Consider the following 19292-nt stretch of genomic DNA (forward strand, 5'->3'; position numbering starts at 1 on the left):
GATGAACGAAGGCGAGCCGATCCGCATTCTCGTGATCGAGGACGAGCCGGCGATCGCCGCCGATCTGTGCTGGGTCGTCGAGGAGGTCGGCTATGAGATCGGCGGGACGGCAAGCTCGGTCGACGAGGCGATGTCGCTGCTCGAGGACGTCGAGATCGACGGCGTGATCCTCGACGCCAATCTGCGCGGCGTCAGCAGCGTCGGCGTCGCCGACGCGCTGAAGGCGCGCCATGTGCCGTTCTTCGTGCTGTCGGGCTATCTGCAGAAGCAATTGCCGGGGCCGCTGGCGGATGCGCCGTTTCTGGCCAAGCCCTATGATCAGGACGAGCTGGCGAGCCGGATTCGGGGGCTGGCGCGGTGAGGGGAGGGGGCGGTGAATCTCGACAGCGCGACATCAATGACAGATTGGAATTGAACAGCAATGGAGAAATTGCCAAGCTCCCGTCGATCATCGACGAGCCGGACAATGTCGGGAGTCGCGTCTGCTAGAGCGCTTTCCGATGGAACGGAATCGTTCGATCGATCAGAATTTGCTCAAACGAAAGAATCTAGAGCGCTATCCGATCCAATTGGATCGGATAGCGCTCTAGATTCTATATGAGCCCAGAAAATTGTTCGAGCTCCGAGGCGGCGCCGACAAGCCCCTGCCGGGTGAGATTGGCGAGGTAGTCGTCAACGGAATAGAGTGGGTTTTTCAACCGTGCGCAAACCTTGCGGACGGCCGCGCAAAAGATGCCGGGCGCCAGGTCGAGCTGGTTGCACAGGAATTCGTCCGGGTGCTGCGCATCGATGTCGAGCGGCGCGAGAGCGGTTTCAGGAAAGTGCTTCAAGTTCTGCGTCACTATGACATCGCAGCGCCCGACGATCGCCGCCGCGAGGACGTGGCGATCGTTCATGTCGGGTAGAACAAGCGATGGGATCAGTGGTTCATAGCCGGTGACGAGGTAGTCGCGGACATGTTGATCCATTCTGTCGCGGGTGCGCTCCAGCAGCGAGCGATCACGATGCGGTTCGTTGCGCAGGAGCGCTTCGATCCATTCACGGTGGATGTCGGCGCTCCATTTCGCATGATATAAATCCGTGACCGCGAGTGCAGCAGAATATCGCGCACAGCGGCCGGATAGAGGTCATTGGCGTCGAGAAGCGCAGTGTAGACCGTCATTTGCGACTGTAGCCCATGTCATGTTCCTGAGCGTCGGCGACGAGTTGGTCGAGGACCGTTTCCCGTTCCCGGTCGATCCGCTCCTTATAGGCCATGACGTCCTCCATGCGGATGCGGCGGTGCTTGCCGACCTTGTGATGAGGGATTGCCTTGGAGTCGAGAAGCCCGATGAGGAATGGGCGGGAGACGTTCAGAATATCCGCCGCCTGCACACTGGTCAGCTCGGCATTTTCAGGAATAAGGGTTACGCCGCGCCCGGCGGCCATAGCCTCTAGAATGTCCATGAGCAACGATACGGCGCCGGCCGGCAGCTCGATCGGCTGCTCTTGCTCGGCGTCTGTGATGCGAAGCGAGAGCGAGCGATTGCTGCGGGCAAAGCGCGAGAGGCGCTGACCGGAGGTGCGAGCAATGGCGGCGTCCTGCGCCGTCGGCGGCAACTGGCGGTGAGCGAGCGCGGTCATGGTTCCCCTCCGGGTGTTCGTGTTGGTTGGATGCATTATGCGGAACATTCGCTGTAACCGCAATAAATGAAATATATGCATTATCTCGTGGACGTCGAAGGCGGGGGCTTCGACCTTCGCCGCTGCGGCCCGGGGGGCGCATGCAGAGCGCGGGCCGAGCGCGGCCCGCCGTTTGCTCTGCGCCCGGAAACATGACAACCTCGGCGGCGCAATGTCAGATTCCTCCTTCCCGACGCCCGATTTCGGGCAGACCCATCCCGGCCTCGCCATTCTGCGCATGGCCGTCCTGCTCGCCGACTCCGAGGACGCGACCGGCGACGACGCGCCCGGGCTCATGGCCGAGCAGATCGAGGCGGGTTGCCTCGGCGGCGTCGCCTATGCCGATATCTGGACCGAGCTGGAGCCGGGGCTCATGGGCCGCGCGCCCTCGCGGCTGCTGCGCATTCTGCGCGGCTGCGGCGCGCTCGAGCAAATCCTGCCCGAGGTCGACGCGCTGTTCGGCGTGCCGCAAATTTCGGACGGGCTGGGCGAGGTCGATCTCGGCGAGCATCTTCTCGCTGCGCTGGACGAAGCCGCCGCGCTCGACGCTCCGCTCTCGGTGCGTTTCGCTCTGCTGACGATGAATGTCGGCAAATACGACTCGCCGCGCGAGCATCTGCCCGTGCATTACAAGCATATCGAGCGCGGCGCCCCGCGCATAGAAGGCATCGCCGAGCGTTTCGGCGCGCCTGACGATTGGCGCGAATTGGCGCTGCTCGCCCTCGCCGAATGCGAGCGCGTGCATCGCGCCTCGCAAGTGCGCGCGGGTCCGGTGGCGCTGATGCTGGAGCGTCTCGGCGCCTTCGACGCGCGCGAGCGCTTCGACCGGCTGATGATGGTCTGCGCCTGCGATTTCCGCGGCCATGGCAATGGCGACAAGACCTACGCCAAGGCGGCGCTGCTCGCCGACGCGCTCGCGGCCTGCGCGGCGATCGAGGACACCTCGGCCGAGGCGCGCGCGGCGGCGATCGCGGCGGCGTTCCGCTCGCAGAGGTGGTCGAGCGAGACGGCGTGAGCGCGCGCTATATCCTTTTCGCGGGGCGCGCGCCTCGCCCGGAGGAGAGATGGACCTTCCCACGATCGATCCGCTGATCGCGGCGGGCGTCATTCTGTCGACCGCGGTCACCGACGCCGCCTATGTGATGTTCAACGCGGCGGTACAGGCGCGAAAGCGCGTCGCCGCGGCCAATTGGAGCAGCGTCTGGTATCTGCTCTCCGCTTTCGCGGTGATCAGCTACACGTCCAATTGGGCCTATGTGCTATTCGCCGCGATCGGCTCCTGGCTCGGCGGCTATCTCTCCATCACGGCGCTCGAACGCTTCGCGCCGCGGCGTCGCGAGTGACGAAGCCGTCTCGCGCGCCGCGCGCCTGCGTGCTACGTCGATGGCATGTCCCAGCTTCCGAAAAAAGCCCGCGCGCTGCTCAAATCCGTGTTCGGCTATGAGGATTTCCGTCCCGGCCAGGCGGAGATCATCGCCGCGGTGCTGGCCGGCGAGGGCGTGCTCGCCATCATGCCGACGGGCAGCGGCAAATCCATGTGCTATCAGCTGCCCGCTCTCGTCGACGAGCGGCTCACCGTCGTCGTCTCGCCGCTCATCGCCCTGATGCGCGATCAGGTGCGGCAGATGCGCGCCTGCGGCGTTTCCGCCGCGACGCTCAATTCGATGAATGACGCGCAGGAGAATGACGAGGCGCGCCGCGCGCTGCGCTCGGGCGAGCTGCGCCTCTTGTTCGTCTCGCCGGAGCGGTTGTTCGCGCCCGGCGTTCTCGACACGCTCGCCCGCGCCGGCGCGCGGCGCCTCGCCATAGACGAAGCTCATTGCGTCTCTGAATGGGGTCATGACTTCCGCCCCGAATATCGCGACCTGGGCGCCGCCGCAGAAGCGCTCGGCGCGCAGGTCGTCGGCCTCACCGCCACCGCGGACAAGGCGACGCGCGCGGATATCGCCAAGCGTCTGTTCAAGACCGACCCGCATGTCTTTCTGCACAGTTTCGATCGGCCCAATCTGGCGCTGAACTTCGTCGCCAAGGATCAGCCGCGCCGACAGCTGACGCGCTTCTTGGACAAGCATCGCGGCGAGAGCGGCATCGTCTATTGCTCGTCGCGCGACGCCACCGAGAAGCTCGCGGAGTTTTTCGCAGAGCAGGGACATCAGACCATCTGCTATCATGCACGGCTCGATCAGGCGGTGCGCAATCGCAATCAGGATCGCTTCCTGCAGGAAGACGGAATCATCGCCGTCGCGACGATCGCCTTCGGCATGGGCGTCAACAAGCCCGACGTGCGCTTCGTCGCCCATGCCGACATGCCGTCGAGCGTCGAATCCTATTATCAGGAGATCGGCCGCGCCGGCCGCGACGGACTGCCCGCCGACACGCTGACGCTCTATGGCCTCGACGACATGGCCTTTCGTCGTCGCCAGATCGACCAGAAGGATGTCGACGACGAGCGCAAGCGCGTCGAGCACGACCGCTTCTCCGCGCTCGCCATGCTGTGCGAGACGCCCGTTTGCCGGCGGCAGACGCTGCTCGCCTATTTCGACGAGGAGAGCCCGCCTTGCGGGCGTTGCGACATTTGTCTGCAGCAAGTGAAGATCTATGACGGAACGGTCGACGCGCAGAAGGCGCTGTCGGCGGCGATGCGGACAGGGCAGAGATTCGGCGCCAATTATCTCGCCGAAATTCTCATCGGCGCGGCGACCGAGGCGGTGCGCCGCAACGGCCATGAGACCATCAAGACATTCGGCGTCGGCAAGGATCGCACCAAGCAGGAGTGGAGCGGGATCATTCGCCAATTATTCGCCGCGCGCGCGTTCGCGAGCACAGAGCACGGCGGTTTCATGCTGACGCCGAAGGGTGAGGACATATTGTTCGGCCGCGCGCAAATCTCGTTGCGTCTCGACGCATTGGCGCCGCGCGAGCGGCGCAAGGAGGCGCCGCGCGGCGAGAAGCTCGACGCGGCGGATGATCGCGTGCTCGCGGCGTTGAAGCGCAAGCGCCTCGAGCTGGCGCGGGAAGCGGGCCTGCCGGCCTTTATGATTTTTCCCGATCGGACATTGATCGAGATGGCGTCGCGCCGGCCTGCGACTCTCGCCGAGATGCGCATGGTGCAAGGCGTCGGCGAGCATAAGCTCTCACAATATGGCGAAGTCTTTCTCGAGGCGCTGCAGGAGGCGCTGCGATAAGCGAATGCGATGCTTTCGGTTCATCGCGCGATGTGACTTTCAGGAGACTTTTCGACGCTATCGTCAGTCGACGGATTCCTCCCCGGATCGCGTCACGCGTCGATCTCGCACTGCATCATTCTGCTACAGCGTCGCGGGGAATGCAGGATTTGTCAGCTTCATGCAACGCTGGTGAGAGGTTCACGACAGCTTCGCGCAATATCGCTCGAGAGCGATTGCGGTCCGAGCGAAGCGAGTGCTAAGAGCGCTGACGACCGATCGCAGCGTTCGGCGATTATCGACGGTCCGAGCTGCTCGCGAGGTTCGCGTGACATTTGTCCTCGAGAGTTGTCGTCGGTGACCGCCGTGAAAGTCCCGTCCTTCGTCTTCTCTTTGGAATTGGAATGGTTTCGCCAAAAAGGGCGGGACGTCGCATTATTATCGGCGCTCGCGCTCGGCAATCCGGCTCTCGGCGAGGAGGCGACGTCTTCGAAGGAAGCGAGCGCGACTGTCGAGCGCGACGGCGAGACGCAAAAGGCGAAGGCCAAAGAAAAAGAGAAGCACGATACGCCGCGTGCGCAGACGCTCGGCAAGGATCAGTCGGGTGTTTTCGTCAATTCATCGACGAGCGACTCCGGCTATTCGCCCGGCTTCGTCATGCGCGGTTTTCCGAGCAGCCTCGCCCTGTACGACGGCGCATCGCATGGCTTCACCTCCGACGATGTGAATCTGACGACGGTGGACCATGTGGAGTTCTACAAGGGTCCGAGCGCGATGCTGTTCGGCAAGGCGCTCGGCGGCTACGGCGGCGCCGCGAACTATATTCGCAAGAAGCCGATGGGGGAGGGGTTTGCGCGCGCCACGGCGACGCTCGGCTCCTTCGCCATGCGACGTCTGACATTCGATATCGACACGAGCTTTTCCGACAATCTGTTGTTCCGCATGACCGGCTTCGCGCAGACACGCGAGAGCTTCGTCGAATTCGTGCGTTCGCGCGGCTTCAATTTCGCGCCGGCTGCGACGCTCGTGCTCGACAATGGCGATAGATTGACGCTGCGCGGCGAATATCGCGCGAGCCGCGTCGTGTTTCGCGACGGGGTGCCGGCCTCGCCGATCTTTCTGCGGGTTCCGCGCGAGTTCTATGCGGGCGCGCCGGTGAACGAGCACGAGTCGCCACACGGCGCCGAGTTCGCTCTGACTTATGAGCACGCCTTCGACGCCGATTGGAAGCTGACCAGCGTCATCGATTACAACCTCGGCGGCAATGAATATGGCTGGTTTCTCAATTGGGGCTTCGACGGACGGCGCGCGATCACGCTCGGGCAGCCGGCGCGCTCGAATTTCGCTACGCGCAATTTCGATGCGCAGCTGCGGCTCGACGGACGTTTCGACACTGGCCCGGTCGCGCATTCGGTCTTCCTCGGGCTCGAGCACTGGGACTATTTTTACGGACACAATGAGACGATCGCGCGCGATGCGCTGCAGCCGATCGACATCGGCGCGCCCGCCTATCCGCAGAGCGTCGATTTCAGCAACGCCTATTGGTCCAATGGCGCAGCGCGCGCATGGAGCCAGTCGGTCTATGCGCAGGATTTGATCGACCTGTCGCCGCAATGGCGCATCCTCGTCGGAGGACGCTATGATCTGCTCGCGCAGCGCGAGACCGTGCATGATCCCTTCGGTGTGATGTCGGGCCAGCCGATCCATAATCTCAGCAAGGGAATCACCGGCTATTTCAGTCCGCGCGCCGGCGTGTTGTTTCGTCCTTACGACGACACGCAAATCTTCGCCGCCTTCGGGCGCTCGCTCATTCCCAATATCTCGGTGCGGCTGAAGAGCGGCGACGCACCGCCGCCGCAGCAGGATACGCAATATGAAATCGGCTTCAAGCGCGAGTTCACGCAATGGAAGACGAGCGTCGAGGTCGGCCTGTTCGACGTGACGCGAGATCATGTCGCCATCACCGATCCCGCCAATCCGGGCAGCTTTTATTCTCTCGTCACCGGCCAGCAGCACAGTCACGGCGGCGAGGTCAATGTCTCGGTCGAGCCTCTCCCCGGATTGAAGGCGTCGGCCGCCGCCACTTTCCTTCACGCGCAGGTGACGAAAGATTCCAACACGCCGTCGCAGCTCGGCAGCGATCTTATCGGCGCGCCGCGCCGTGTCTATAATTTCGATCTGAGCTACGCTTTCGATACGGGCGATCTGCGCGGGCTCTCGCTCGGCGCGAGCTATTATTATGCGAGCCGCACCGAGGCGACGCAGCCCAATGTGCGCGGCTTCACGCTGGCGCCGCAGCAAATTCTCGGCGCCTCGGTCGGCTATCGCTTCGACGATCACTGGAGCCTGGATGTGAGCGCGTCCAATCTGACGAACCGGCCGAATTTCACCTCGGGCGGAGCGCTCTATTATGGTGAGCCGCGATCGATCTCGGCGACGCTCTCCGCGAAATTCTAGCGGCCGGCGCCATGAAATTCGGCGCCTCGGAAGTGCGAGCCTTCTGACTCGCTCTTCAAGAGGGCGCTCCTCGTCACCCGCCGAGCGTCGCGCCGATCAGCACGAGGCAGGGACCGATGAGCGTCTCTTGCGCCGTCTTCTCGGGAAGACCTGCGATGGTCGCGGCGATGACGCGCTGCTGCGGCGTGCTCGCGCGCTCGATCAGAACGGCCGGGGTCGCCGGATCGAGGCCTTCGGCGACGAGGCGCCGCGACAATTCCGGCAATGTGCGATTGCCCATATAGACAGCCGTTGTCGCGCGCGCGTCGGCGAGGGCGCGCCAATCGAGATCCTCGGGAAATTTGCCGTCGCTCGTATGCGCCGTCACGAATTGCACGCGGCGCGCAGTGTCGCGATTGGTGAGCGAGACGCCGAGCGCGGCGGCGGCGGCCAGCGCCGCGGTGACGCCCGGCACCACCTCGACCTCGAGCCCCGCCTCGCGGATGGCGCGGATTTCTTCATTGGCGCGGCCGAAAATGCTTGGATCGCCGCCCTTGAGGCGCACGACATTCCTGCCCTCCTTGCCGAGCGCGACGAGAAGGGCGGTGATCTCGCTCTGCGCGACCGAGGGCGCATAGCCGCGCTTGCCGACATTGACGCGCGTCGCCTCGCGGCGTGCGAGATCGATCACCGCGGCGGGCACGAGATCGTCGAACAACACCACATCGGCGCTCGTCAGCGCGCGCAGGCCTTTGAGCGTCAGCAACTCGGGATCGCCGGGCCCGGCGCCGACCAGAGTCACGCGGCCGCGCGTCGGCGCCTCGGCGGCGCGGCGCGCTTCGTCGAGCAGCGCGTCGCGGACATGATCGTCGGGCGCCTGCTCGACGCGGGCGAAGGCTTCGCGAGTGAAGCGGCGCCAGAAGTCGCGGCGCGCGAGAAAGTCGAGGCCGGAGGCGAGCACTTGCGGACGCCAGTCGCGCGCGGCGCTCGCCCAGGCCGAGAAGCTCGCCGGTATCAGCGTCTCGAGACGCGCGCGCAGCGCCTGCGCGAAGGCCGGCGCCGCTCCGCCGGTGGAGACGCCGATGACCAGCGGCGAGCGATTGACGATGGCGCCGATGGAGAAATCGCTGAGCGCCGGCCGATCGACGATGTTGAGCGGCACGCCGCGCGCCTTGGCCGCATCGCGAAACAGCTTCGCTTCGCTTTCATCCTCGATCGCGGCGAGCGCCAGCGCGGCTCCGTCGAGATCTTCCGCTCGCCATTCGCGCTCGACGAGGGTCATGCGCGCGCGGGCGGCGGCGACGGCTTGCAGCTGCTGCGAAGGGGAGGGCGCGAGGACATGGACGATCGCGCCGGCCGCCGCAGCGAGATCGGCTTTCCACGCCGCCGCCTCGGAGCCGCCGACGACGATCACGCGGCGTCCGTCGAGCGCATAGAACACCGGCAGCGTCGCGAGATCGCGCATCAGCTCGGGCGGAACCTCGTCAGGCTTTCGCGTCACTCGGACCTCCGGGTCGGATCGGTTGCGGTCCGCGTCTCTAGCACGAAAAGCGGCGTTGCAAGATCAGCTGCGCAGCCGCGCCGCGGCCCGTTGCGCCGCCTCCTCGCGCGCTTGTTGGAGCGCCTGCGTCGCCTCTCGGGCGCGCTCGACGATTTCCGGCGCGGCCCGCGTCGGCGAGCCGCAATCGAAGGGCGGAGCCGGATCATATTCCATCATCAATTGGGCGAGCTTCGCTGCCTCCTCGCCGAACAGCAGCGCCGCTAGAGTGAGCGCGAAGTCGATGCCGGAGGTCACGCCTGCGCCGGTGACGCGATTGCGGTCGACAACGACGCGCTCGGCGATTGGCTCGGCGCCGAAATGCGCAAGCTGGCGAAGCGGCAGCCAATGCGAAGTGGCGCGATAGCCGGTGAGCAGTCCCGCCGCGGCGAGCAGCAGCGAGCCGGTGCAGACCGAGGTGACGTAACGGGCGGATGCGCCCTGACGGCGCAGAAAGTCGAGCGTTTCCGCGTCATCCATCAAAGGGAGCTGGCCGGCGCCGCCGGGAACGAACAGAATATCCGCCTGCGGGCAATCAGCAAAGGCGACGGTGGGCGCGATACGCAGGCCATTCACATCGGCGACCGCACCCTCGTTCTTCCAGGCGAGATGAATTTGGAGCCGATCCGAGAATCGCGCGAATACATCGAAGGGTCCGGCGAGATCGAGCTGTTGAAATCGTGGAAAGAGCAGCATCACCATCTGCAGCGTCATAGGTTTCTCCTCGATCAGCAGCAGCTCTCCGGGAATAACTGATGCAAAACGAAGAAAGCGGCCCGTGGGGCCGCTTTCGCAAGATCGTGCGCGCTGCCGCCGCTTACTTCTTCTTGCCGTCCGCGCCGAACTGGCTGAGATAGGCCCACACATTGGCCTGGTCGTTCTCGGAGGAAAGACCCGGGAAGATCATCTTCGTGCCCGGGACCTTGGCCTTCGGGTTCTTGATGAACTCCTTGAACTGCGCCTCGTCCCAGGTGATGCCGAGCGCCTTGAACGGCTCCGAATAGTTGTAGCCTTCGGCCGAGGCGGACTTGCGGCCGTCGATGCCGTTGAGCTCGGGAGCGACCGCGTTCTTGGCGGTTTCGCCGACCTGATGGCAGGCCTTGCACTTGTTGAACACCTTCTCGCCCGCCGCGGGATCGCCGGCGGCGACAGCCTGACCGGCAGTGACGGCGAAAGCGACGCTCGCAGCGAGCGTCAGCATGGAAATCGATTTCATCCTCGTCCCTTTCCTCGAAGCGTCGTTCCCTCCGGATCGACTCTCTTGTTTCCCGGCCGTGGCCGCGCCACGCGCCGATCTTTCATCCCGCGGCGGGGAAACTATATCGGAGCGCTTTTTCAGACAATATGCTCCGCAGTCTGAACGAGCGCTGAAAGCGCCTCATCCGACGCGTCGCAATGTCAGATTGACACGGCCTCCCTGCGCCAGCAGAGGCGAGACGAGGCGCGGGGCGATCTCGGGCAGGATCTTGTCGACGCCGTGGAAGCGCAGCCGGCCCGGGCCGCCGAGCGTCAGCGCATCGCCCGATGAGAGCGCGAAGGCGCGCGAGGGATCGCCGCGTTTGGCGCCGCCGAGACGAAAGCGGCAGTCGGCGCCGAGCGAGATCGACAGAATCGGCGCGTCGAGGGCGGCCTCGTCGCGGTCCTGATGCAGGCCCATGCGCGCCGCGCTGTCATAGACATTGACGAGGCAGGCCTGCGGCGGATGCGGATAATCGGCGAGCGCCTCCCAGGCCGCGAGCAGCGCCTGCGGGATCGCCGGCCAGGGCTCGCGTGTCTGCGGATGCCGCGACTGATAGCGATAGCCGGCCTTGTCGCTCACCCAGCCGAGCGGCCCGCAATTGGTCATGCGGACGGAGAACGGCTTGCCGCTGCGCGGCATGGTCGGCAGATAGAGCGGCGCCGCCGCGATCACCGCCTCGATGTCGCGCAGCAGGGCGATCTGGGCGCTCTCGTCGAGATAGGATCGGTAGAGATGGACGCCGGCTTCGATCTCCATTCGCGGTCCCGTCACGGGCTCAGCGGCTCAGCACATCCTTGACCGCGACGGTCGAGTCGGAGTTGAGCCGGTAGATGATCGGCACGCCGGTGGTCATCTCGAGAGATGTCACCGAATCGGGCGTCAGCCGGTCGAGCACCATGGCGAGCGCGCGCAGCGAATTGCCATGCGCGGCGACCAGCACGCGTTCGCCGCGCATCGCGCGCGGCAGAATCTCTTGGCAGTAGAATGGCAGCACGCGCGCCACCGTGTCCTTGAGGCTCTCGCCGCCGGGCGGCGCCACATCATAGGAGCGCCGCCACAGCCGCACCTGCTCGTCGCCCCATTGCGCGCGCGCCTCGTCCTTGTTGAGCCCGGAGAGGTCGCCGTAATGGCGCTCGTTCAGCGCGCGGCTGCGAATGATCGGCACGTCCTTCTGGCCGAGTTCCTGAAACACGAGGTCGAGCGTGCGCTGGGCGCGCAGCAGCAGCGAGGTGAAGCCGATGTTGAAGCGCAGGTCGAGTCGTTTCAACTCGCAGCCGGCGTGACGCGCCTCCTCCACGCCCTTGACGGTGAGGTCCGGATTCTTCCATCCGGTGAACAGGTTTTTCGCGTTCCATTCGCTCTCGCCGTGGCGAAGGAGGACGAGAATTCGGTCCATGGGGGCTTTGTCCCTGCTGCCTAGAGCGCTTTCCCGCTCGAGCCGAAAAGCGGATCGGAAGTCGCTCCAAACGAAAAACTAGAGCGCTTCGCCGAGGCCGAGCACGTCGGCCATCGAATAGAGGCCGGCGGCGCGGCCTCGGGTCCAGAGCGCGGCGGCGACGGCGCCGCGCGCGAAAATGCCGCGATCCTCGGCCCGATGCGCCAGCTCGATACGTTCGCCGGCGCCGGCGAAGATCACCATATGATCGCCGACGACCGTGCCGCCCCGGAGCGCGGCGAAGCCGATATCGCCGGCCTGTCTCGGACCGGTGACGCCGTCGCGGGCCCGCGCGCTGCGCTCGGACAGGTCGACTCCGCGCCCATGCGCGACCGCCTCGCCCAGAAGCAGGGCCGTGCCCGAGGGCGCGTCGACCTTCATCTTGTGATGCATCTCGACGATTTCCGCATCCCAGGCCGGGCCGAGCGCCTTGGCGGCGCGCTCGACGAGAACGGCGAGAAGATTGACGCCGAGGCTCATATTGCCGGAACGCACCACCACATTGCGCTCGGCCGCCGCCGCTATGGCCGCGAGGTCCCCGCCCGTGAGGCCGGTGGTGCCGATGACATGGGCGACGCCCGCCTGCGCCGTCTGCGCCGCGAGCGCGACCGTCGCCGCCGGGCTCGAGAAATCGATGAGCGCGTCGGCCTGCGAGAGAACGGCGCCGGCGTCGGCGCTGAGGGCCACCCCATTGGCGGGGCGCCCGATCAGCAGGCCGGCGTCCTCGCCGATATGGGGCGAGCCGGAATATTCGAGAGCGCCCGTCAGAGTGACGCCGAGCGAATCGCCGATGGCGGCGATCAGCATTCGGCCCATGCGGCCGGCGGCGCCGGCGACGACCAGCCGCATCTCGCTCATGATCCTGCTCCTGCGGAGGTTCCGACGACGTCGCCGGCGCCGCCCCTAAGGGCGATCCGGCAGCGTTCTATACAGCCCCCGCCCGCCGATGAGAAGCCTACCGGGACGGATAGGACGACGACTCCGGGAATCCCCTGGCCGTTCGGTAAACAAAGATCGGCCGCGATGCGAAAGCGGGGTCACTTGGCCTTGGGGCGGAACGCCGCGACCCGAGCCGGGTCCGTTTCTATATAGGCCGCGCCGATGAGATCGAGACAATAGGGCACGGCGGGCATCACCGCGTCGAGGCAGAGCTCGATCGCCGCCGGCTTGCCGGGTAGGTTGATGACGAGGCACTTGCCCCTGTGGGCGGCGACCTGCCGAGAGAGGATCGCCGTCGGCGTCTGCGTCAGCGAGACCTTGCGCATCAGCTCGCCGAAGCCGGGCAATTCGCGCGGCGCCGCGGCGAGCGTCGCCTCGGGCGTCAGATCGCGCGGCGCGGGACCGGTGCCGCCGGTGGTGACGATGAGATCGCAGCCGATGTTGTCGGAAAGGTCGATCAGCGTGTCGCGCACGCTCTCGAACCCGTCCGGAATGATCCGCCGCACGATGCGGAAGGGGCTCGTCAGCGCCTTTTGCAGATAGGCGGCGATGGCGGGGCCGCTCTCGTCTTCATATATGCCGGCGCTGGCGCGGTCGGAGGCGGTGACGACGCCGATGACGGCTTCTCTCTTCTCATTCATGGGCCGCCACAATAGAGCGCTTCCCGAGCGAACGGAATTGTTCGATCGATCAGAATTCGCTCGGACGAAAGAATTTTTAGCGCTCTAGCCGCTCTCGCGCGGCGGACAACGAGGAAAGCGCCCGCGACGCGGCGCCGCTGCGGCGATTGGTCCGAGCGGAGCGCGGGTCGGCTCTGCTAATGCGACGGGATATCGCGAGACAGCGCCGGGGGGCGCCTGGCGCGGGATCGGCGACGCGCGCCGGCCCGCCGCGCTCGGTCGGATGAGTTGCGGGATGTTGCCTCTCGTCGGCTCCCCGCAATTTCTCCGTCTGGGAGGAGATCTCGACATGTTCGCCAAGCTCAGCGAATGGCTGTTCGGCGGGTCCGATCTGGCGCCGCATGGATATTGCCTGCTCTGGGAGCCGGGGCTCGTCTGGCTCTATGCGATCTCCGACACGGTGATCGGCCTCGCCTATTTCTCGATTCCCTTGGCGCTCGTCGTCATCGGCAGGCGCCGCGGCGATCTCGTCTTCCGGCCCATGCTCTGGCTGTTCGCCGCCTTCATCCTCGCCTGCGGCGCCACCCATCTGCTCGACGTCGTGACCCTGTGGACGCCGCTCTACGGGTTGTTGGGAGGCGTCAAGGCGTTGACCGCGATCGCTTCCGCCGCCACGGGCTTCGCCTTGTGGCGAATGCTGCCGAGCTTCCTCGCCTTGCCTTCGGCGCGTCAGCTGCGCGAGGCCAACGCCGCTCTGCTCGAGAGCGAGGAGCGCCTCGCCCATGCGCAGAAGATGGAGGCGATCGGCCGGCTGACGGGAGGCATCGCTCACGATTTCAATAATGTGCTGCAGGTCATCTCGGGGTCGGTCGGGGTCATCGAGCGGCAGGTCGCGCGTGGGCGCGGCAATGAGATCGCGCCGTCGATCGCGGCGATCCGCAAGGCCTCCGGCACGGCTTCTCGCCTCATCAATCGGATGCTCGCCTTCGCCCGGCGGCAGACGCTGGAGCCGCGTCTCATCGATCCGAACCGGCTGATCCTCGGCCTCGAGGAAATGCTTTGCCGCACGCTCGGGTCGGATGTCAGGCTGGATCTGCAACCGGGGGAGGGCTGCTGGAATGTCGTCTGCGATCCGTCCCAGCTCGAGAGCGCGCTGCTCAATCTCGCGGTCAATGCGCGGGACGCCATGCCCAAGGGCGGATCGCTGCGCATCGCCACCGCGAATCGCCGAGGGGTGACTGACTTGGCCGATCCCGGCCGGCGGCCCGCCGATTATGTCGAGATCGAGGTGACGGATACGGGCTTCGGCATGGAGCCGGAGGTGTTGCGCCGCGCCTTCGAGCCCTTTTTCACCACCAAGCCGACCGGCAAGGGCACCGGTCTCGGCCTGTCGCAGATCTACGGCTTCGCGCGGCAGTCGGGCGGCTTCGTGCGCATCGACAGCCGCCCCGGCGAGTGGACGAGCGTTCGCCTCTATCTCCCGGGCGAGGAGCGGCCGCTGCTGGCGTCGGAAGAGGAGCCGGTCCCCGCAGCTGTCGACAGCACATGCGGAAATGGCGGAAAGGCGCTGCTGGTCGAGGACCAGATCGAGGTGCGAATGCTCGTCGCCGCCGCGCTCGAAGGCGTCGGCTGCACTGTCGTTCAGGCCGAGGACAGTTCTGAAGCATTGGCGATTCTGCAGTCGGACGCTCCGCTCGATCTTCTGGTCACCGACGTGGGCCTCCCCGGGATCAGCGGACGGCAGCTGGCCGAAGCGGCGCAGGCGTCCAGGCGCGGCATGCCCATATTGCTGATCACGGGATACGCCGGCCGATCGCTTGACGGCCTGCGGGCCGAGCCCAATGTCGAGATTCTGCTCAAGCCCTTCACGCTGGACGAGCTCGAGCAGAAGGTCGAGGCGATGCTGGGGCGGGCGGCGCGGGCCGGGTGATCCCGCGCTCCGGCCTTTTCGCGCGCGGTGGAAAGAGAGTATTCTGCGCGGCGCTGCAAGCGAGCGGAGCCGTCGGTGATCCCGGTCCAACAAAACATCCTCTCTGGCCGGACCGTGCTGCTCGTCGTCGGCGGCGGGGTCGCGGCCTATAAATCGCTCGAGCTGGTGCGCCGGCTGCGCGAGCGTGGGGCGCGCGTGCGCGTCGCTCTCACGGCGGCGGCGGCGCGTTTCGTCACTCCGCTCTCTTTTGCGAGCCTCTCCGGCGAGCGGGTGTTCGAGGATCTGTTCTCGCTGACCGACGAGCAGGAGATGGGCCATATCCGCCTCTCGCGCGAGGCCGATCTCGTCGTCGTCGCGCCGGCGACCGCGCATCTCCTCGCGCGCATGGCGCATGGCCTCGCCGACGATCTGGCGACGACGCTGCTGCTCGCGACCGACAAGCGCGTGCTCGTCGCGCCGGCGATGAATGTCCGCATGTGGCTGCATCCGGCGACGCAGCGCAATGTCGCGACGCTGCGCGCCGACGGCGTCCTCTTCGTCGGGCCGGAGGATGGTGAGATGGCCTGCGGCGAATTCGGCCCCGGCCGCATGAGCGAGCCGCCGGCGATTCTCGCGTCGATCGACGCGGCGCTGCACAGCGCGGAGCGCCCGCTCGTCGGCCGGCATGTGATCGTCACTTCCGGTCCGACGCGCGAGCCGATCGATCCGGCTCGTTTTCTCTCCAACCGGTCCTCGGGCAAGCAGGGCCACGCCATCGCCGCCGCCGCGGCGCGCGCCGGCGCGCAGGTGACGCTGGTCAGCGGGCCGGTCGAGATCGCCGATCCGCCGGGCGTGACGGTGCGCCATGTGGAAACCGCGCTCGAAATGCTCGCGGCGGTCGAGGCCGCGTTGCCCGCCGACATCTTCATCGGCGCGGCGGCCGTCGCCGACTGGCGCATCGAGCCTGCGCCGGACAAGATCAAGAAGCAGCCCGGCGGCGCGCCGCCGACGCTGGTTCTTCGCGAGAACCCGGATATTCTGGCGCTGGTGGCGCGGCGCGAGAGCGAGCGCCCGGCGCTCGTCGTGGGCTTTGCCGCGGAGACGCGCGACGTCATCGCCAATGCGCAGGAAAAGCTCGCGCGCAAGGGTTGCGACCTCATCGTCGCCAATGATGTGAGCGCCGCTTCGGGCGTCTTCGGCGGCGACGCTAATGAAGTGCGTCTCGTCGGCGCCGACGGCGTCGAATCCTGGCCGCGGCTCGACAAATCCGAAGTGGCGGCGCGCCTCGTCGCGCGTCTCGCCGAGCGTCTCGGCGCAACAGCGGAGCCAGTCCGATGAAGATCGCCTTGCGCCGGCTTCCCCATGGCGAAGGCCTGCCGGCCCCCGCCTATGCGAGCGCGGGAGCGGCCGGGCTCGATCTCCTCGCCGCGCTCGCGCCCGGGCAGAAGCTCGTGCTGGAGCCCGGCGCGCGCGATCTCGTGCCGACCGGCATCGCGCTGATGCTGCCCGAGGGCTTCGAGGCGCAGGTGCGGCCGCGCTCCGGCCTCGCGCTCGACTATGGCGTCACCGTGCTCAACACGCCCGGCACGATCGATCGGGATTATCGCGGGGAGGTGAAGGCGCTGCTCGTCAATCTCGGGACCCATCCGTTCGAGATCGTCCGCGGCATGCGCATCGCGCAGCTCGTGGTCGCCCCTTGCGCGCGCGTCGAGATCGTCGAGGTCGCGGAGCTCGACGACACCGCGCGCGGCGCCGGCGGCTTCGGCTCGACCGGGACGGGGGAGAGCGTGGCGCCGGGGCGGAGCGGGGCCCGATGAGCCTGCTGCCCCGGTCGGCGCGTCTCGCGCTGATGGCGGCGCTCGACGTCGCGCTGCATTCGCGCGCGCGGCCGGTGTCGTCGCGGGCGCTCGCGGCGCGTCACGAGCTGCCGCCCCGCCATCTCGAGAGCATGTTGCAGGCGATGGTGCGGGCCGGCATCTTGAAGAGCGTGCGGGGCCCGTCGGGCGGCTATGAGCTCGCGAAGGAGAGGCGCCGGCTCTGTGTCGGCGAGATCGTGCGGGTGGCCTTGCGCGCCGAGGAGGAGGCCAATGGCGCCGAGAGCCCGCGTCTCCTGTCGAGCGTCATCGACCCCGTTTTTGCCGAAGCCGAGCGCCTCGCGCTGGCGCGGCTCGACGAGATCACGCTCGACTCGCTGCATGCGGCGGCGCTCGTCCTAGGCTTCGGCCATGAGGACGCCGCGGAAGGCGATTTCGATATTTGACGGCCAAGGGGAGGGCCCGCCGTGACCTATGAGACGATCGAGATCGAGACGCATGGCCGCGTCGGACTGCTGCGGCTCAACCGTCCGCGCGCGCTCAATGCGCTGAACGCGCGTCTCACCGCGGAGCTCGCCGAGGCGCTGGCGCGCTTCGAGGCGGACGCCGGGATCGGCTGCATGGTGCTGACCGGCGGGCCCGAGGTGTTCGCGGCCGGCGCCGATGTGAAGGAGCTGCGCGACAAGACAGCCGCCGGCGCCTATCTCGACGATTTCCTGTCGTCGTGGGACAGCCTCGCCCGCGTCCGCAAGCCGATCGTCGCGGCGGTCGCCGGCTTCGCGCTCGGCGGCGGCTGCGAGCTCGCCATGATGTGCGACTTCATCCTCGCCGCCGATACGGCCAGATTCGGCCAGCCCGAGATCAAGCTCGGCGTCATTCCCGGCTCCGGCGGCACGCAGCGTCTCGTGCGCGCCATCGGCAAATCCAAGGCGATGGAGCTGGTGCTGACCGGCCGCATGATGGGGGCCGAGGAGGCCGAGCGCTGCGGACTCGTCGCCCGCGTCGTGCCCGCCGACCATCTGCTCGAGGAGGCGCTGAAGACGGCGCAGACGATCGCCTCGATGTCCCTGCCGGCCGTGCTGATGGCCAAGGAGGCGATCGAGCGATCCTTCGAGACTCCTCTCGCGGAAGGGACGCGCTTCGAGCGGCGCCTGTTCTATTCGCTGTTCGCGACCAAGGATCAGAAGGAAGGCATGACCGCCTTCATCGAAAAGCGTCCGCCGCGTTTCGAGCACGAATGAGCGGGCATTGACGCGGGAGCGCCCGCGCGCTTATAAGGCGCGGACATCGGCCGCGGCTTCGCGGCCGCTTTTCTTTGGCGGCGCCGGCCGCCCCGAATCGTCCTCGAGGGAAAATAGATGGCCAACACCAGCTCGGCCAAGAAGGCCGTTCGCAAGATCGCCCGTCGCACGGCGGTCAATCGTTCGCGCCGCAGCCAGCTGCGCACGCAAGTTCGCAAGGTCGAGGAAGCGATCGCCAGCGGCGACGCCGCGGTCGCCGCCGCTGTTCTGCAGAGCGTCGCGCCGGTCGTGATGCGTGCGGCTCAAAATGGCGTCATTCACAAGAACACCGCGTCGCGCAAAGTGTCGCGCCTGACCGCGCGCGTGAAGGCGCTCTCCGCCTGACGAAGCGCGGTCGACGTCTCAACGTCGCTCTGTTGTCATTAAGCCCGGCTCCCGCCGGGCTTTTTTTGTGCGTAGCAGCCCATAAGGCATGTCGGCGCCATCGCGCGTAGGGCCAGAATATTTACCACACGCTTTTCTTGCGCGCAGAGAAGATCATTTAAAAACAGATTAGTGCGATCAAGGCCGGGACCTTGCGCCGAGGTTGGCCGGCTTGACATTCGCCGGGAGGTTTCGGCAGCGCGCCGCTCGACGATGTGAGCCAGCGTGACCGGCGCCGGGCGCCTGTTTTTTCTCGGCGACGAATCATGCCTTTATCCGGGCGAAGCGTCGGCGTTGTTCGAAACTGAGGCGCCGATGCGCCGAAATGCGCGGCCACTGTGGCTCGAGGATGATTGCGCGGCGAAATCGAGGCGTGTAGTTTCAAAACCGTGGGATGGAATTGCGACAGGCCTTGCGAATGTGAACGACTGAACAGCTCAAGCGGGCGATCGGGTGATTCCCCAGACTCGACGACAGAATCGAGCAGCGTTCCGCAACCGCGTCCACCATGCCACGAATGCATCGGCTGAAACACCGCTCGGTGCATTTTCTGTCTGCGTATCAGTGATCGAGAAGTAGCGGGGACCACGAAGGGCGAGGCTCTTCGTGGATTCAGGGGTGACGTGATGGGTTTGGGGCGGCGGGCCGATTGGGTGTTGAACGATAAGACGAGGCGCAGCGCGACGACGTCGCGAAGTCGACCCGCGACGAGCGCGCGACCATTCGACTTCAGTCAGTAATCGGCGCAGCAGCCGTCGCCCAGAGTGTCGTGACGGCGTAGCGATCAATTCAAATCGGTCTGTCCAGCCTTCTGCTTGGGCGCCGCTTCGGCGCCCTCGTCGCTAGGCTCGTCTTCTGCGCGAAAGAAAAAC

General features: G+C 66.4%; 20 protein-coding genes. 11 read left to right on the forward strand and 9 right to left on the reverse strand.

Translation table 11 applies throughout. The annotated features are described in order from the left end of the window. Position 1 precedes the first annotated feature (1 nt). Positions 2–361, forward strand: coding sequence for a response regulator (locus CQW49_RS21235; RefSeq protein ID WP_003614858.1), 360 nt, complete (start codon positions 2–4; stop codon positions 359–361). Between the two features lie 232 nt (positions 362–593). Here CQW49_RS21235 and CQW49_RS21240 read toward each other — a convergent pair whose 3' ends face one another. Together CQW49_RS21240 and CQW49_RS21245 are read right to left on the reverse strand one after the other, a co-directional pair. Next, complete coding sequence (locus tag CQW49_RS21240; protein ID WP_003614577.1) at positions 594–968, reverse strand: VapC50 family PIN domain-containing toxin; 375 nt, start codon at positions 966–968, stop codon at positions 594–596. Positions 969–1158: 190 nt separating this feature from the next. Further along, positions 1159–1623, reverse strand: a complete 465-nt coding sequence (locus CQW49_RS21245; RefSeq protein ID WP_003614574.1) for a helix-turn-helix domain-containing protein — start codon at positions 1621–1623, stop codon at positions 1159–1161. 211 nt (positions 1624–1834) lie between these two features. Between CQW49_RS21245 and CQW49_RS21250 the strand changes: the two genes are divergently transcribed. The 4 genes from CQW49_RS21250 to CQW49_RS21265 all read left to right on the forward strand — a co-directional run bounded on the left by CQW49_RS21250 (position 1835) and on the right by CQW49_RS21265 (position 7283). After that, positions 1835–2677, forward strand: coding sequence for a hypothetical protein (locus tag CQW49_RS21250; RefSeq protein ID WP_003614572.1), 843 nt, complete (start codon positions 1835–1837; stop codon positions 2675–2677). Positions 2678–2726: 49 nt separating this feature from the next. Next, entirely contained in the window at positions 2727–3005 is a 279-nt protein-coding gene (locus CQW49_RS21255) for a hypothetical protein (protein ID WP_003614571.1), read from the forward strand. A 45-nt stretch (positions 3006–3050) separates the two neighbouring features. Continuing rightward, positions 3051–4847 carry a DNA helicase RecQ gene (gene recQ, locus CQW49_RS21260; protein ID WP_003614570.1) on the forward strand — a complete coding sequence of 599 codons (1797 nt, stop codon included), beginning with the start codon at positions 3051–3053 and terminating at the stop codon, positions 4845–4847. Between the two features lie 336 nt (positions 4848–5183). After that, positions 5184–7283 (forward strand): TonB-dependent receptor, encoded by a 2100-nt coding sequence (locus tag CQW49_RS21265; protein WP_003614569.1) that lies wholly within the window; start codon positions 5184–5186, stop codon positions 7281–7283. Between the two features lie 73 nt (positions 7284–7356). On the opposite strand, the gene cysG is transcribed toward CQW49_RS21265, so the two are convergent. The 7 genes from cysG to mog all read right to left on the reverse strand — a co-directional run bounded on the left by cysG (position 7357) and on the right by mog (position 13054). After that, positions 7357–8763 (reverse strand): siroheme synthase CysG, encoded by a 1407-nt coding sequence (cysG, locus tag CQW49_RS21270; protein ID WP_003614568.1) that lies wholly within the window; start codon positions 8761–8763, stop codon positions 7357–7359. Between the two features lie 63 nt (positions 8764–8826). Beyond that, on the reverse strand, positions 8827–9513 hold the full coding sequence (locus CQW49_RS21275) for a DJ-1/PfpI family protein (RefSeq protein ID WP_003614567.1): 687 nt from the start codon (positions 9511–9513) through the stop codon (positions 8827–8829). A gap of 103 nt (positions 9514–9616) precedes the next feature. Then, on the reverse strand, positions 9617–10015 hold the full coding sequence (locus CQW49_RS21280) for a cytochrome c-554 (RefSeq protein WP_003614564.1): 399 nt from the start codon (positions 10013–10015) through the stop codon (positions 9617–9619). A 162-nt stretch (positions 10016–10177) separates the two neighbouring features. After that, positions 10178–10795 carry an alpha-ketoglutarate-dependent dioxygenase AlkB gene (locus tag CQW49_RS21285; protein WP_003614561.1) on the reverse strand — a complete coding sequence of 206 codons (618 nt, stop codon included), beginning with the start codon at positions 10793–10795 and terminating at the stop codon, positions 10178–10180. 19 nt (positions 10796–10814) lie between these two features. Beyond that, positions 10815–11435, reverse strand: coding sequence for a 2,3-bisphosphoglycerate-dependent phosphoglycerate mutase (locus CQW49_RS21290; RefSeq protein WP_003614559.1), 621 nt, complete (start codon positions 11433–11435; stop codon positions 10815–10817). Positions 11436–11513: 78 nt separating this feature from the next. Next, the gene (gene dapB, locus CQW49_RS21295; RefSeq protein ID WP_003614557.1) at positions 11514–12332 is read right to left on the reverse strand and encodes a 4-hydroxy-tetrahydrodipicolinate reductase; all 819 of its coding nucleotides are present in this window, start codon (positions 12330–12332) and stop codon (positions 11514–11516) included. Between the two features lie 179 nt (positions 12333–12511). Next, positions 12512–13054 (reverse strand): molybdopterin adenylyltransferase, encoded by a 543-nt coding sequence (mog, locus tag CQW49_RS21300; protein WP_003614555.1) that lies wholly within the window; start codon positions 13052–13054, stop codon positions 12512–12514. A gap of 328 nt (positions 13055–13382) precedes the next feature. Between mog and CQW49_RS21305 the strand changes: the two genes are divergently transcribed. The 6 genes from CQW49_RS21305 (at position 13383) to rpsT (ending at position 18381) form a co-directional block, all read left to right on the forward strand. Continuing rightward, positions 13383–14963, forward strand: coding sequence for an ATP-binding protein (locus CQW49_RS21305; protein WP_003614552.1), 1581 nt, complete (start codon positions 13383–13385; stop codon positions 14961–14963). Between the two features lie 75 nt (positions 14964–15038). After that, positions 15039–16280 carry a bifunctional phosphopantothenoylcysteine decarboxylase/phosphopantothenate--cysteine ligase CoaBC gene (gene coaBC / locus CQW49_RS21310; protein WP_003614551.1) on the forward strand — a complete coding sequence of 414 codons (1242 nt, stop codon included), beginning with the start codon at positions 15039–15041 and terminating at the stop codon, positions 16278–16280. Continuing rightward, entirely contained in the window at positions 16277–16759 is a 483-nt protein-coding gene (gene dut / locus CQW49_RS21315; RefSeq protein WP_003614550.1) for a dUTP diphosphatase, read from the forward strand. The genes coaBC and dut overlap by 4 nt, the downstream gene beginning before the upstream one ends. Continuing rightward, a complete protein-coding gene (locus tag CQW49_RS21320; protein WP_003614549.1) occupies positions 16756–17202 on the forward strand; it encodes an RrF2 family transcriptional regulator in 447 nt (148 codons plus the stop codon). Before dut ends, CQW49_RS21320 begins: the two co-directional genes overlap by 4 nt. A 21-nt stretch (positions 17203–17223) precedes the next feature. Next, positions 17224–17997, forward strand: coding sequence for an enoyl-CoA hydratase (locus CQW49_RS21325; RefSeq protein ID WP_003614548.1), 774 nt, complete (start codon positions 17224–17226; stop codon positions 17995–17997). A gap of 117 nt (positions 17998–18114) precedes the next feature. Beyond that, positions 18115–18381 carry a 30S ribosomal protein S20 gene (gene rpsT, locus CQW49_RS21330; protein WP_003614547.1) on the forward strand — a complete coding sequence of 89 codons (267 nt, stop codon included), beginning with the start codon at positions 18115–18117 and terminating at the stop codon, positions 18379–18381. The last annotated feature ends 911 nt before the right edge of the window (positions 18382–19292 follow it).

Source organism: Methylosinus trichosporium OB3b (assembly GCF_002752655.1).
In the GTDB taxonomy this organism is placed as follows: domain Bacteria; phylum Pseudomonadota; class Alphaproteobacteria; order Rhizobiales; family Beijerinckiaceae; genus Methylosinus; species Methylosinus trichosporium.

Coding starts and splice junctions, on each gene's coding strand:
- CQW49_RS21235 (WP_003614858.1), top strand. CDS start 2: ATGAACGAAGGCGAGCCGATCCGCATTCTCGTGATCGAGGACGAGCCG.
- CQW49_RS21240 (WP_003614577.1), bottom strand. CDS start 968: ATGGATCAACATGTCCGCGACTACCTCGTCACCGGCTATGAACCACTG.
- CQW49_RS21245 (WP_003614574.1), bottom strand. CDS start 1,623: ATGACCGCGCTCGCTCACCGCCAGTTGCCGCCGACGGCGCAGGACGCC.
- CQW49_RS21250 (WP_003614572.1), top strand. CDS start 1,835: ATGTCAGATTCCTCCTTCCCGACGCCCGATTTCGGGCAGACCCATCCC.
- CQW49_RS21255 (WP_003614571.1), top strand. CDS start 2,727: ATGGACCTTCCCACGATCGATCCGCTGATCGCGGCGGGCGTCATTCTG.
- recQ (WP_003614570.1), top strand. CDS start 3,051: ATGTCCCAGCTTCCGAAAAAAGCCCGCGCGCTGCTCAAATCCGTGTTC.
- CQW49_RS21275 (WP_003614567.1), bottom strand. CDS start 9,513: ATGACGCTGCAGATGGTGATGCTGCTCTTTCCACGATTTCAACAGCTC.
- CQW49_RS21280 (WP_003614564.1), bottom strand. CDS start 10,015: ATGAAATCGATTTCCATGCTGACGCTCGCTGCGAGCGTCGCTTTCGCC.
- CQW49_RS21285 (WP_003614561.1), bottom strand. CDS start 10,795: ATGGAGATCGAAGCCGGCGTCCATCTCTACCGATCCTATCTCGACGAG.
- CQW49_RS21290 (WP_003614559.1), bottom strand. CDS start 11,435: ATGGACCGAATTCTCGTCCTCCTTCGCCACGGCGAGAGCGAATGGAAC.
- dapB (WP_003614557.1), bottom strand. CDS start 12,332: ATGAGCGAGATGCGGCTGGTCGTCGCCGGCGCCGCCGGCCGCATGGGC.
- mog (WP_003614555.1), bottom strand. CDS start 13,054: ATGAATGAGAAGAGAGAAGCCGTCATCGGCGTCGTCACCGCCTCCGAC.
- CQW49_RS21305 (WP_003614552.1), top strand. CDS start 13,383: ATGTTCGCCAAGCTCAGCGAATGGCTGTTCGGCGGGTCCGATCTGGCG.
- dut (WP_003614550.1), top strand. CDS start 16,277: ATGAAGATCGCCTTGCGCCGGCTTCCCCATGGCGAAGGCCTGCCGGCC.
- CQW49_RS21320 (WP_003614549.1), top strand. CDS start 16,756: ATGAGCCTGCTGCCCCGGTCGGCGCGTCTCGCGCTGATGGCGGCGCTC.
- rpsT (WP_003614547.1), top strand. CDS start 18,115: ATGGCCAACACCAGCTCGGCCAAGAAGGCCGTTCGCAAGATCGCCCGT.